This window comes from Pseudomonas sp. CCC3.1, assembly GCF_034347405.1.
GTDB lineage: Bacteria > Pseudomonadota > Gammaproteobacteria > Pseudomonadales > Pseudomonadaceae > Aquipseudomonas.
In genome coordinates this window covers 4,885,809-4,899,758 of sequence record NZ_CP133778.1, presented here as the reverse complement: position 1 = coordinate 4,899,758, position 13,950 = coordinate 4,885,809, and the positions used below count along the sequence as shown (strand labels likewise).

Genomic DNA, 13,950 nt, shown 5'->3' with positions numbered 1-13,950 from the left:
CGCTAGCCTGAGGAATACCCCATGAAAGCCGATATCCATCCAGCGTACGAAGTCATCCAAGTAACTTGCAGCTGCGGCAACAAGTTCGAAACTCGTTCGAACCTGTGCAAGCCACTGGGTACTGACGTATGCAACGAGTGCCACCCGTTCTACACCGGTAAGCAAAAAACTCTGGACATTGGCGGTCGTGTTGATCGCTTCAAGACTCGTTTTGGTGCTTTCGGCGCTAAAGCAGCTCCAGCAGCAGCAGAAGCAGAAAAAGCAGCCGAGTAAGGCTGATGACTTTGGACAGCCTTTCTGGTCTGGCCGGGTTAATGAAAAAGGCGTCCCTCGCGGGCGCCTTTTTTGTACCTGCGATTTGGTTTTCGGCCGCTCAGGCCCAAGAGCTGTGCCCGGCGCCGCGCGCGGTGACTTACGCACAGGTTGAGCGGGTGGTCGATGGTGATTCGCTGCGCCTTAAAGATGGCCGCAGCGTGCGCTTGATCGGCCTCAATGCTCCCGAGACCGGTAAAAAGGGTCGTTCCGACGAGCCGTTTGCCGATGCAGCGCGCAAACGCCTGCAAAGCCTGGTATCGCAGAGCGACGGGCGTGTCGGTTTATTGCCGGGCAAGCAGCCTCAAGACCGTTATGGCCGCACGCTGGCCCATGTCTTTGGCGCCAATGGCAGCAACTTCGAAGCGCAGTTGCTGGCCGATGGCTTGGGGTTTCAAGTCGCGCTGGCGCCTAACGTTGAAATGCTCGACTGCCAGCAAGCGGCTGAGCGTGGCGCTCGTGTGGCCAAACGGGGTGTGTGGCGACAATCGCCGGTGCAGGCGCCGTCGCAAATCAGTCGTTCGGGCTTCGCACTGGTCGGCGGCACAGTCAGCAAGGTTCAGCGCAATCGCGGCGGGCTCTGGATCGATCTAGAGGGCGGCTTAGTGGTGCGCATCGCTCCAGATCAATTGGGCAATTTCGAGCAAGAAAACCTCTCAAACCTTCGTGGTAGAGAGGTTGAAGTGCGGGGTTGGGTGCTGGATCGCGCACAGCGCGGCGGCCTGAAAACGGGGCAGGCTCGCTGGATGTTGTCATTGACGCATCCCGGAATGCTGAAAGTGGCTGAGCATTAAAAATTGTAGACAATTTTAAATGCAGATTGTGGACACTCAGCCCTTGCAGGGCGCGGCTCTTGGCCCAAAGTCGTAGGGTAAAGCCCTTGACACTGCTGACTGGGCAGTCTTGTCGGGACTTTGCGACACGCGTATGCTCGGCGATCCGTCGTCCAACAGAAAAAAAGCGGAATGCCCATATGTCTGATTTGAAAACCGCCGCTCTCGAATATCATGCCCAGCCCCGTCCAGGGAAACTGAGTGTCGAGCTCACCAAACCTACCGCTACGGCCCGCGATCTAGCGCTGGCTTACAGCCCGGGTGTAGCCGAACCAGTACGCGAAATCGCCCGCGATCCTGAACTGGCCTACAAATACACTGGCAAGGGCAACCTGGTCGCCGTAATTTCTGACGGCACCGCAATTCTGGGCCTGGGTAACCTCGGCCCATTGGCTTCCAAGCCTGTTATGGAAGGCAAAGGCGTACTGTTCAAGCGCTTTGCCGGTGTTGATGTGTTCGACATCGAAGTCGACGCCGAAAGCCCGCAAGCTTTTATCGATACTGTTAAGCGCATCTCCATCACCTTCGGCGGTATCAACCTCGAAGACATCAAAGCACCTGAGTGCTTTGAGATCGAACGTGCCCTGATCGAGCAGTGCGACATCCCGGTTTTCCACGATGACCAGCACGGCACCGCGATCGTTACCGCTGCCGGCATGATCAACGCACTGGAAATCGCTGGCAAAACCCTGGCTGACGCCAAGATCGTTTGCTTGGGCGCCGGCGCTGCGGCCATCTCCTGCATGAAACTGCTGGTGAGCATGGGCGCAACCATCGAAAACATCTTCATGGTTGACCGTACCGGTGTGATCCACTCCGGCCGTGATGACCTGAACCAGTACAAAGCTGTGTTCGCTCACGCCACTGAAAAACGCAGCCTGGCTGATGCCCTGCACGGTGCTGACGTGTTCGTTGGCCTGTCGGGCCCGAACCTGCTGAGCGCTGAAGGCCTGAAGTCCATGGCAGCGAACCCGATTGTGTTCGCGTGCTCCAACCCGGACCCGGAAATCTCCCCGGAACTGGCTCACGCCACCCGTGATGACGTGATCATGGCCACTGGCCGTTCGGACTACCCGAACCAGGTCAACAACGTACTGGGCTTCCCGTTCATCTTCCGTGGTGCTTTGGACGTTCGCGCCAAGCGCATCAACGAAGAAATGAAAATCGCAGCGGCCAACGCACTGCGTGAACTGGCCAAACTGCCAGTGCCGCAAGACGTGTGCGACGCCTATGGCGGCATCAAGCTGGAGTTCGGTCGTGAGTACATCATCCCGAAACCAATGGATTCGCGCCTGATCACCCTGATCTCCGATGCGGTGGCTAAAGCCGCTATCGAGACTGGCGTGGCAACCCTGCCGTACCCGAAAAACTACCCGCTGAAAAGCGTGGATGACGTGTTCAACGGCTAAGCCGCGATAGCGTCAAACCAAAAGCCCCGGCTCGAAAGAGTCGGGGCTTTTTGCTTTTTGGTGTCTTTGCCTGTCTTGTGTTTGGTCTTCTTCTGGTTTTATTTTGGGAACCGTCCTACATCCAGCATTGCAGCGATCCGTTAGCGTCAGCCCTCTCTTTTTTGACCCTCCTATGACGCACATGGATACGCACTCTCTCTCTATTGCGCGCGCGCGCACCTGTTTTCAACTGGTCGATGAGCAGGGGGTCGGTGAGCCTTTTGCCGGGCTGGCTTACGAGGTTGTAAATAGCGAAGGGGGGCTCACTCCCGGTTATCTGGATGCCACCGGCTGTGGTGCGATTGGCGGCCCTTTTAGCGGGCCTGTTGTTGTGCGGTTTACCCGATTGCAGGGTGCTCTGCACATCACAGAGCTTCAGTTCAGGGCTGAACACACCCGATATGCCAATAAAGACGGGGCCCGGACGCGTCACAATCCAACTAAAAAAAGCGTGGACACGGACTATTACCAAATTGAAGTCCGACACTTGGTCGAGCATGTTTCGCACTTGCCGCCTGTGGTCGAATGCCGCTATCCGCTTGAAGCTCAGGCTCAACAACGCATGCAGACAGGTGGCCAGTTCGGGGTGTGCCTGGCCGTGGGTCGGTGCACGGTGCTTCAGGTTCGGCCTTTACGGGCACTGAGCCCCATGCTCTGCGCCGCTGCACCGTTGTCTGCACTCAATCGGTACCAAATGGCATTGATGGCCGCGGCGGGTGATTGCCCTTTTGCGCACACGCCAGGCAGCACTGCTCTTGGGGCCTATCGGCCGCTATACGAAGACGTGGCGTACTCGAAGCGTTTGCAGGTCGCGCCGGTGTCGACAGCTCAGATCCTGATCGCTCATAACGATGACGTGTTATTGATCGCCGTTCGCGGCCCGCGCCTGGCGGCAGACTTCATGCGCGACACCGATATGCATCAAGTGCCTTTTGCAGAAGGCGAGGGTTGCGTGCATCACGGTTTTTACGAGGCGGCGAGGCACGTTTATGAGTGCGTGGGCGCCTATCTGGATACATTCTGCGTCAATCAAAAAGTGCTGGTCTGCGGCCACGGGCTAAATGGGGCTGTGGCGTTGATCCTTAGCCAAATGCTGCGTATTCGTCAGCGTATTACCGACCTGCAGCTCTACACCTACGGCGCACCCCGCGCGGCAGACGCAGCCTTTGTCAAAGCGGCTGAGTCATTGATGCATTACCGGATGGTCAACCATCACGACCCGTTGCCCAGCGGGCCGAGCCGTTGGATGAATACCCGGCTGTCGACTGATGGCGCGCAGCCAATGCTTGAATTTATGCATGTGCCGCCCGAGCTTGGGGTCTTTGTCGCGGGCCTCAGTCCATTGACGGGCGAGCTTTATCAGCATCACGGCACCTTGTGCCATTTCATGCCCATTGATCGGGGCCAAGGCCAGGTCTCGCATGTAATGTGGGCGCCGACGAGCGACATCGTGACCCAGCATGCGTTGAGCCGCGCAGTGTTTGAACGGGCGCGAGAGTCGTTAATCCGCGTGGATCACTCTCATGGCATCGACAGCTACCTCGCGGATTGCCGGACTGCCCTGCGAAGTGCTCAAGAAGCGCTAGAGGTGCGGCGTTCGCTGGTCACTGAGCCAGAAGTGAGGTTTATCGATCAAGCGTTCGAAAGCATCGCCCAGCAACTGCGTGCCGAGTATCAGCGAGTCATGACATGGCCCGACAAGGATACTCAGGTGCAAGAGCGCGCCATTAATGTGCTGATGCGCGAACTCTGTCGGCTCCATACAACCCGCAAGCGCTTGTGCAGTTTGCGGTTCAAAGTGCCGAGTGCAGCGGATGTTTACGGCGAGTACGCGCAACAGCCGCAGGTGCTGGCACAGAGTCTGGAGCGCTGGCTGGCGGATGATGCGAGTGTGTGCAGCGAGCCATTGGCGGTGGCGTCTGCGTCATAGGATTAATGGCCCCGGCCTAACAGCGACATCCCCCGGTAAGAGCGAGCTTAAGTGCGTTATTGAACGATCTTGTATTGAATTGCTCGCTTCCCATGAGTAATAGAGAAGCCTCCTACATTTGTTTTGATGCCTGTCCGCTAACGTCCTTCCCTTTGTCAAGGGGTGGCTTTGTTCGCAAGCGTGCCCTCAGCGTCTGAGGAGCCACGGATGTCCACTTTTGATCGCCAATCCCGCTTTAGCCTGAGCATCAGCGGTGTTGAACATGAGCTTCGCGTCTTGGCCTTCATCGGCAATGAAGCCATCAGCAAGCCCTTTGTCTTTGATGTCGAACTGGTCAGTGAACGCTCTGATCTGGACCTCGAAACCCTGCTGCATCAGCCTGCTTTTCTGGCATTTGACACGCAGGGCAACGGCATTCACGGGCATATTTCCAGTATCGGTATCAGCAGCCCCGGCAAGCGCCTGACTCACTACTGGCTGACGCTGGAACCGCAGTTGGCCTACCTGGCCTATCGCACCAATCACCGTATTTTTCAGCACCTGACCGTGCAGCAAATCATCGAAGAGATCCTGGAAGAGCACGGCATTCTCGGCAATTCCTACACCTTCAACTCACTCTCGTCTTACGCGCCACGGGAATACTGCGTGCAGTACGGCGAGTCTGATCTGCGCTTTATCCAACGTCTGTGTTTTGAAGAAGGTTTTCACTACTGCTTTCGGCATTCGCCTGACGGACATCAATTGGTATTCGGCGACAAACAGCAAGCGTTTACCTCGCTCAAGCGCCCGACGTCGTACGTGCAAGGTGCAGGCATGGTGGCGGCAGAACCCTCGATCAATCACTTTGAACTGCGTTTTAAAACCCGCACCAATCGCACGGCACGCCGTGATTACGATTTCCAAAAAGCCAGCCGTACATTAGAGGCTGATAGCCACCCGATCCTTAACGGGCGCGTATTTGAGAACTACAGCTACCCCGGCCGTTTCAGCCAGACCGCCCAAGGCCAAGAGCAAAGCCAGCGCATGCTGGAACACCATCAAGCCGGTTATCGCCAGGCAAACGGGCGCAGTGATCAGCCAACCCTGAGCAGTGGCCACTTTTTGACGATGAGCGAGCATGCCAACACTGCGCTCAACACCGGCTGGTTGCTGACGCAGGTCATCCACGAAGGCAAGCAGCCACAAGTCCTGGAAGAGCAGGGCGCCAGCCCGCAACCGGCCCCAGCAGATGGCTTTATCCAAGGCTACCGCAACACCTTTCACGCGATCCCCGAAGACGTGACCTACCGCCCGCAGGAAATCTTCGCCAAACCGCGCATTCTCGGCGGTCAAACCGCCCGCGTCACCGGGCCTGCGGGTGAAGAAATTCATTGCGATGAGTACGGCCGGGTCCGGGTCAAATTTCATTGGGACCGCAGCGGCATCGACGACGACCAAAGCAGTTGCTGGCTGCGCGTGTCGTCGAGCTGGGCGGGCGACCGCCATGGCGGCGTGGTCATCCCGCGCGTGGGCATGGAAGTCTTGGTGGTTTATCTGGACGGCGACCCGGATCAACCGGTTATCTCTGCCTGCCTGATCAACAGCCTCAACCCGGCGCCACTCGCGCTGCCTGCCAACAAAACCCAAAGCGTGTTCCGCAGCCGCAGCACCCCAGGGGGCGGTGGCTACAACGAGTTGCGCATCGAAGACCGCAAAGGCCAGGAGCAGATCTACCTCCACGCCCAGCGCGATATGGCGCAACACATCAAAAACGACAGCGTGTTGCAGGTCGATGGCAAGCGCGAAGAAACCATCACCGGTAACAGCGTGTCGGTGTTTGACGCCGAAGAACAATGTACCGTCAGCCTTGATCGCAAAGTCCAACTCAACGCCAACGACCACCTGGTGGTCGCGGTCAGCAGCCATACCCGCGTCGGGGTGGCGATGATCGCCGAAGCCGGAATGCACGTGCACCTCAAGGGCGGAGCGAGTGTGGTCATGGATGCGGGGGCCAACATCACTCTCATGGCCGGCGGGCAGCACCTGTTGATTGGCGCAGCGGGCATTTACGCCAGTTGCCCGATCCTGCTGGGCGGTGTGCCGTTGCCGGGGCTGCCAGCGGTGCCGCTGCTACCGGGAGAGTCAGAGCGCTTGCTGCCCCCTGAAGCCTTGCCCACGACCATCGCGCCGACACAACAGGCGCTAATGGCCAACGCCCACGCAGCGGGCGCTGATTTCTGCCCCGTGTGCGAGGCCTGCAAAAACGGCGTGTGCCTGCCTGAAGGAGCGTCGCAATGAGCCCTGTATTGCCACGCCAGTGGATGGATGAGCAGCGCGGCCAAGGTCGCGACGTGTGCTTGGTGCTGGACTCTCAAAACGAAACCGAAGCCTGCCAAGGTTTGCTGAATGGGCGCGCCCACGAGCGTTATCACAGCGTATACAGCCAAACCCCGGTGGCCGAACTGGCCAGCGCCGGGCCTTTTTTGATTGGGCTCGACAGCACGGATACCGAGCGCTTGGCCGAACTGCTCAACGCCCCCGAACGCAATTGGGGTTGGCTGGCCAGCCTCGCACCGGGCGATTTGCCCATGTGGCTCGAACATTGGCGTGTACGCTTTCTGGTCGGCGAACGTCCTGAGCGTGTCTTGTATCGGTTCCAGGACAACCGCGTGCTGACCCGAGCGCTGCGGCATCTGCCTGCGGACCTGCTCCCGGCCTACCTGGGGCAAGCCATCAGCGTGTGCTACTGGCAGGGCGAGCAGTGGGCTACCACTGACAACCCAGCGCCCGGCGAATACGCGCTGCCCGAGGCTGCGGCTTGGATGAGTGTGCCCGCACCGTCTCGTCACCTGGCGTCGATACATGCCCACAACGCCCGTTGGATTTTGTTAGAGAAACATTTCCCGGCCTATCATCGACTGGCCGGACAGCTCAAACCCTGCGAGTGGCTGAGCGGCAAACAGACACAGGCGCTCCAGTGGGGGTGGGTTGAAGAAGCGCAGTTAGTGTTTCTGTTGTTACACAGCTTGAAACATCCAGGTTTCGAACTGCCCAAGGCGTGGCATCCGCACCCTCATGAAACGGCAGCCTTGCATTTTGAACGCGTGAGTCAAGCGGCAGAACAGGCTTATGGCGGGGTGCAACTATGAAGTTGCTACGTGCACATCTCTTTCTATTAATTAGCGCAGTACTGCTTGTAGGGTGCTCTTTAGTTAAGTCGGATACTTTTATTTTTACTGCCGACTTACCGCCGAATTTTTATTACCGGGCTTCGGCTGTTTATGTGCCCGCCAAAGGCGAGACGTGTACGGTGCCGGGAGGTAAAAATACACACGTAGGCTTCAATCGTCATTGGCGCAAGGAGTATAAACCTGATTCAGAAATCGCCTTGTATCGCACCGTGAGCGGCTGCCCGATGGTTGTTAGTCATCTGCAACTTCAAATTTACTCTACATACGGCAATGATCGAGGGGACTTTGGCGTGGATAAAGCCACGGTTGTCATCCGTGAAGAATTACCGGCTAAATTCCAAAAAGAGTTCAGTGTTAACGATGAAAGTTATTTTCATGGGCAGTGCCAGTTTTTGTTCCGTACGTCAGGAGGAAAACGTCGGATAGTTAAAATTTTAGACTGTAAGGGTGAAGATGAAAACGGAGTGCTGGCCCGTGGTCGTCCTGTGGCTGGATATACCTTGGATCAGTTGCAAGGTAAAACGGTGAAGTTACAGATAAAACTGGTAAAAGAAGAAAAACCTTACATGGGCGATACATGGGTGAAAGTCAAAAATGGCTGGAAGCGATGCATGGGAAAAGGTTTTGAGGATCAATACGCTTTCTGTAACGGAAATTATAAAGACTTTAGTGGCTTTATGATGCCAGACGGAAAGCAATGCACTATTTATCCAGGTTGTACCGAATAAGAGGTTGTGCACATGCAGCGAATAGTTAAGCGCGTAGCCTTGTTGGCACTGAGTGTTATTGTCTCCGGGTGCTCTTTAGGCAAGTCGGATACTTTTATTTTTACTGCCGACTTACCGCCGAATTTTTATTACCGGGCTTCGGCTGTTTATGTGCCCGCAAAAGGCGAGACGTGTACGGTGCCGGGAGGTAAAAATACACACGTAGGCTTCAATCGTCATTGGCGCAAGGAGTATAAACCTGATTCAGAAATCGCCCTGTATCGCACCGTGAGCGGGTGCCCGATGGTGATTAGTAAAGTGAAGTTAGAGATTAACGCTGTCTATGGGGATGATTGGGGTGATATAGGCGGAGATAACGCAAGTGTAATGATTTATGAAGTTTTACCGGCTGACTATAAAAGAGAATTTAGTGTTGAGGGTGAAAGTGGTTTTTATGGGCAGTGCCAGTTTTTGTTTAGAACATCTGGAGGGAAGCGACGAATAGTTAAAATTCTGGATTGTAAAGGTATAGATGCCAAGGGAGTGTTAGCCCGTGGTCGCCCTGGCGTTGCCTACACGCTGGATCAGCTACCGGGTAAAACGGTTAAGTTGAAAATTAAGTTGGTTGAAGAAGAGATGCCTGCCATTAAAGATACCTGGGTCAAAGTCCCTAACGGTTGGAAGCGTTGTATGGGTGATAACTTTGAAGATCAATATGCATTCTGTTATGGCGATTATAAGCGCTTTAGTAGCTTTATGATGCCGGACGGAAAGCAGTGCACTATTTATCCGGGGTGTACAGAATAAACAAGGATCGAAAGTGAATATTAAAAATGGCGTGAAAGGTGTTGACTTGAAGGGGCGCGTGCTTTCTTGTCCTGCGATGGGTAAAACAACCAGTTTTCAATTGGTAGACGAGTTTGGTAGGGGAGAGCCATACGCGGGATTAGCGTATAAAGTTGTAGATTCAAAAGGCTTGATATATAACGGTTTTTTAGATTCAGTAGGCGTAAGTAGGGTCGTAAACCATTGTTCTGGAGCTATTGCGTTATTGCTCGATGCGGTTTACGCAGGTGAAAATAAAACGTATACGTTTTTACAGTCAAGGCCGCATTATCCACTCAAAATTACCGAACTTCAAGTCAGGGCTGAACAGACTCACTGCATCAATAAAGACGGCTCACGTAGCTCAGTAAAGCCCATCATGGACCGTGAGCAGTTTGTGTACTGTCAAGTTGAAGTCCGTCATTTGGTCGAGCATGTATCGCATTTACCGCCCGAAGTGAAAAGCCACTTCCCATTGAATGTGGCTGACCGTCGGCTGATGGGCAAGTTTGGCGTGCGCGGTGTTTGTATGTCGCCTGAATGCCATACGGTGTTGGAGGTTCGCCCCTTGCGGGCATTGCGCCCCTTGTTGTCGACGGGGTCAGAATTCTGCGCACTCAACCTGTACCAGTTGGCTTTAATGGCCACGCTGAGCTATTGCCCATTTGGGCAAGCGCCCGATGAGCAGCCCGTGACCACCCCCGGCGTCAGCTTTAAACAAGTGCCGAGCATGGGCAATTGGTTTGGCGACAAACTCGCAACCTTTACAGAAACGTGGCAAGTAAACCCCGAGCAAACCCAAGCGTATTACCCGTTGTATGAGGATGTACCTTACTCAAAGCGCTTGGAAATTGTGCCGTTTGATCCTGTTCTCTACCCGGCCAATGATCCTTCTCTGGGACTGGATCAGGAAAACCCAGCCAATATTCATTTTCTTGACGATACCAAGGAAGGCGTGGAGGGCACTGACACCCAAGCTTTTGTGACGCACAACGATGAGGTCATTCTGATTGCTGTACGGGGTACCAGCGCGGGGGCGGATTTCTTGCGCGACGTGGACGCACTCCAGGTGCCTTTTGTGGAAGGTGAAGGCCAGGTGCATCGAGGTTTTTATGAAGCGGCGCAAGTGGTCGCGGCCTTCGCTTCCAAGTACCTCGATAAATTCTATTCCGGGCAAAAGGTACTGGTCTGTGGCCACAGCTTGGGTGGCGCGATTGCGCTGATTCTTTCGCAAATGCTGCGTTGCAGGAAGGGGTTTGATTACGACGTGCTGCTCTACACCTACGGCGCCCCGCGCGCGGCGGACACGACCTTTGTCAACGCTGCCGAGTCACTGGTGCATCACCGCACGGTCAACCATAACGACCCGATCCCAAGCGTGCCGGCAACCTGGATGAACACCAAGACCGCCGTGTATGGCTCAGGCGTGGTGCTTACCTTTGTCAATGTGCCCGTTGGGCTTTCTGTGTTTGCCACTGGGTTGGCCAATTTAACCGGGGAGCCTTATCAGCATCACGGCACGCTACGCCACTTTATGCCGGTGGAGTTTGGCCAAGGGCGGGTGTCGCACCTTTTATGGACGCCGGTGTGCGATACCGTTATTCAGCATGCCGTGAGCCGCGCTGCGCTTGGGCAGCAGGACGGTTTACCTCAGCGTGAGCACTTTGTCCGGCAGCTATTTTCCATGGGCCATCACTATATGGTGGACAGCTATATCCCCGGTTGCTGGGCCGCTTTGCGTCGCCATAAAGAAGCACTGGATGGCAATAGCTCATTGGTGACAAAGCGCGAGTTCGACTTTGTGGACGACGTGTTTGGGCACATTACTCAACAGTTGCGCGTTGAGTACCGTCAAGAGATGACGCTGCCAGACAAAAAAGTCCAAGGCCACGAGAGCAACAAGGTGCTGCTGGTACGCGAAGTCGACAAAATCACGGCGACCCGTGAGCGTTTGAAACAATTGAAGTTCAGCGTACCAAGCCCCGCAGATGTATACGGCCAATGCGCAATGCGCCCCGAACAATTGGCTCACAGCCTGCAGCGTTGGCTTGCGCATGCCGAAAACACCCGGCCCGAGCAGCTGGCGATGGCACCGCAAGCATTAGAGGTGCGTGTACGTATTGCTTCGCTGGATGATCCCCTGACTGATCACGTTGTAGGGGCGTGCTACACCGGGGATATTTTGGATTTAGGTTAGCCGCAAGCCACACGCGTAAAACCGCCTGTAACTTGCAGCTAACCCTCTTGCCGCTCTCTTCGTCAGAAGAGATCTATTGGCGCGCTATCTTCTGCGGGCAGCGGGCTGCCCGGTGCAGGGTTGTTGCCCAGTTCACTGTTGGTCGGCGGGGTGTCTTCGCTTTTGAACAGTTCAAAGTAGGCGCCCGGTGTGCCTGGCGAGGCAATGCGCCCGCTGGCAGGGTCGATGCGCAGGCTGAGGATGCCTTCGGGTTCGGCCTGGCTGTGTGCAGGCTTGCCTTTGAGCGCGCCGCCCATGTAGCTCATCCAGATTGGCAAGGCCACGGTGCCGCCGTATTCGCGACGCCCGAGGCTTTCGGGTTGGTCGAAACCGGTCCACACGGTGGTCACATAATCGGCGTTGTAACCGGAGAACCACGCATCTTTGGATTCGTTGGTGGTACCGGTTTTGCCCGACAGATCAGTGCGGCCCAGCGCCAGGGCGCGGCGGCCGGTGCCGAGTTTGATCACGTCTTGCAACATGCTGGTGAGGATGTAGGTGGTGCGCCCGTCAACGATGCGCTCGGCGACCGCCTGGGTTTCGGTGGTCGGCAGGCCGGGTGCGGCGTTGATGGTGTCGATGGTCAGCGCTGCGGCCTCTGGAGGCGCGTCTTTGCTGGCGTTTTTCGGCACGCTTGGCGGATTGGCCACGAACAGGGTCTCGCCGTTGCGGCTTTCGATTTTGTCGATCAGGTACGGCGTGATTTTGTAACCGCCGTTGGCAAAGGTGCTCCAGCCGGTGGCGATTTCCATTGGGGTCAGAGTGGCAGTCCCCAAGGCCAGCGACAGGTTGCGCGGCAGGTCCTGCTTGTTAAAGCCGAACTTGCTGATGTAGTCGATGGTGCGGTCAACGCCCAGGCTTTGCAGCACGCGGATCGAGACCAGGTTGCGCGACTTGTATAGCGCCTCACGCAGGCGAATCGGGCCGAGGAAGGTGTTGGTGTCGTTTTTCGGGCGCCAGACTTTGTCCAGGTACTCGTCGACAAACACGATCGGGGCGTCGTTCACCAGCGTGGCGGCGGTGTAGCCGTTGTCCAGTGCTGCGCTGTAGATGAACGGCTTGAAGCTGGAGCCAGGTTGGCGCTTGGCCTGCATCGCCCGGTTGTAGTTGCTTTGCTCGAAGGCGAAACCCCCGACCAGTGCGCGAATGGCGCCGTTGTCCGGGGCAAGCGATACCAGCGCACCTTGCACGTTTGGCACTTGGCTGAACTTGAGCGCGCCGTCAGCTTGCGGCTGCACGCGAATCAAATCGCCCACTTGCGCCACGTCTGAAGGCTGCTTGGGCATCGGGCCCATGCTGTTGGTGTTCAGGAACTTGCGGGCCCATTTCATGCTGTCCCACGGGACGTGGGCTGCGCCATTACGGGTCAGCACTTGCAGGCCGTCTTTGTCGACCTGGGTCACGATGGCAGGCTCAAGCCCGCTGATCGGCCGTTGTTTGGCAAGTTCTTGGGTCCAGACTGCCTGGGTTTTACCCGCAAAGCGCGATTCTGGGCCGCGATAGCCGTGGCGCTGGTCGTAGGTCATCAGGCCGTCTTCAACCGACTTGTTGGCCAACGCTTGCAGGTCGCTCGGCACAGTCGTGGTCACCCGATAACCTTCGGTGTACGCCTCGCTGCCATAACGGCCGACCATTTCGGCGCGGGCCATTTCGGCGATGTAAGGGGCGTTCACTTCCGGACTTTGCACGTGATAGCTGGCGTTGACCGGCTCGGCAATGGCGGCTTCGTAGCTGGCCTGATCGATTTTGCCCAGCTTGTACATGCGGCCCAGGATCCAGTCGCGGCGTTCTTTGCTGCGCACCGGGTTGGCCAGCGGGTTAAAGCGCGAAGGGGCTTTCGGCAGGCCGGCAATCATTGCCATCTGCGCCAGGCTCAGGTCACGGATCGATTTGCCGTAGTAAACCTGCGCCGCGGACTCGATGCCGTAAGCGCGGTTGCCGAGGTAAATCTTGTTCACGTACAGCTCAAGGATTTCGTCCTTGGTCAGCTCGCGTTCAATTTCCAGGGCCAACAGGATTTCGTTGGTTTTGCGGGAAAAGCTCCGCTCACTGGTCAGGAAATAGTTCTTCGCCACCTGCATCGTGATGGTGCTGCCACCCGATTGTATGTGTCCGCTTTTTACCAACTGGGTCGCGGCACGCATCAGGCTGCTGGGGTCGACCCCGTAATGATTGGCGAAGTTGTCATCCTCTGCCGAGAGCAAAGCATTGATGAAATTGGGTGGAATGTCGGCGAACTTGATCGGAGAACGGCGCATTTCGCCAAACTCTGCAATCAATTTGCCGTCGCTGGTGTAGACCCGCAAAGGAATCTGCAACTGGATGCTTCTCAGCGACTCTACGGACGGCAAGCCAGGACTAAGATAGAGATACGCGCCGCTAAGCACGAGCAAGAGCCCGCAGAACACGGCAACGAAAGACCACCCGAAAAACTTCAGCAGACGAATCAAGGCTTTTGGATTTCCAGATTAAGAAATGGGTGTGCACGT

General features: G+C 56.3%; 10 protein-coding genes. 9 read left to right on the top strand and 1 reads right to left on the bottom strand.

Annotation, left to right across the window (positions count from 1 at the left end):
* Window positions 1-21: 21 nt before the first annotated feature.
* The 9 genes from rpmE to RHM56_RS21290 all read left to right on the top strand — a co-directional run bounded on the left by rpmE (window position 22) and on the right by RHM56_RS21290 (window position 11,422).
* A complete protein-coding gene (gene rpmE, locus RHM56_RS21330) occupies window positions 22-273 on the top strand; it encodes a 50S ribosomal protein L31 (RefSeq protein WP_322235834.1) in 252 nt (83 codons plus the stop codon).
* Window positions 274-278: 5 nt separating this feature from the next.
* The gene (locus tag RHM56_RS21325; protein WP_322235833.1) at window positions 279-1,106 is read left to right on the top strand and encodes a thermonuclease family protein; all 828 of its coding nucleotides are present in this window, start codon (window positions 279-281) and stop codon (window positions 1,104-1,106) included.
* 179 nt (window positions 1,107-1,285) lie between these two features.
* Window positions 1,286-2,554, top strand: coding sequence for a malic enzyme-like NAD(P)-binding protein (locus RHM56_RS21320; protein WP_322235831.1), 1,269 nt, complete (start codon window positions 1,286-1,288; stop codon window positions 2,552-2,554).
* A gap of 181 nt (window positions 2,555-2,735) precedes the next feature.
* Window positions 2,736-4,523 (top strand): lipase family protein, encoded by a 1,788-nt coding sequence (locus RHM56_RS21315; RefSeq protein WP_322235829.1) that lies wholly within the window; start codon window positions 2,736-2,738, stop codon window positions 4,521-4,523.
* A 207-nt stretch (window positions 4,524-4,730) separates the two neighbouring features.
* On the top strand, window positions 4,731-6,800 hold the full coding sequence (locus RHM56_RS21310; RefSeq protein WP_322235827.1) for a type VI secretion system tip protein VgrG: 2,070 nt from the start codon (window positions 4,731-4,733) through the stop codon (window positions 6,798-6,800).
* Window positions 6,797-7,651, top strand: a complete 855-nt coding sequence (locus tag RHM56_RS21305) for a DUF4123 domain-containing protein (protein WP_322235825.1) — start codon at window positions 6,797-6,799, stop codon at window positions 7,649-7,651. Before RHM56_RS21310 ends, RHM56_RS21305 begins: the two co-directional genes overlap by 4 nt.
* On the top strand, window positions 7,648-8,421 hold the full coding sequence (locus tag RHM56_RS21300) for a hypothetical protein (RefSeq protein ID WP_322235823.1): 774 nt from the start codon (window positions 7,648-7,650) through the stop codon (window positions 8,419-8,421). Before RHM56_RS21305 ends, RHM56_RS21300 begins: the two co-directional genes overlap by 4 nt.
* Before the next feature lie 12 nt (window positions 8,422-8,433).
* A complete protein-coding gene (locus RHM56_RS21295; protein WP_322235821.1) occupies window positions 8,434-9,207 on the top strand; it encodes a hypothetical protein in 774 nt (257 codons plus the stop codon).
* 13 nt (window positions 9,208-9,220) lie between these two features.
* Window positions 9,221-11,422: a lipase family protein gene (locus RHM56_RS21290; RefSeq protein WP_322235819.1), complete on the top strand. Its 2,202-nt coding sequence runs from the start codon at window positions 9,221-9,223 to the stop codon at window positions 11,420-11,422.
* Window positions 11,423-11,484: 62 nt separating this feature from the next.
* On the opposite strand, the gene RHM56_RS21285 is transcribed toward RHM56_RS21290, so the two are convergent.
* Window positions 11,485-13,908, bottom strand: coding sequence for a penicillin-binding protein 1A (locus tag RHM56_RS21285; RefSeq protein WP_416194924.1), 2,424 nt, complete (start codon window positions 13,906-13,908; stop codon window positions 11,485-11,487).
* Window positions 13,909-13,950: the final 42 nt, after the last annotated feature.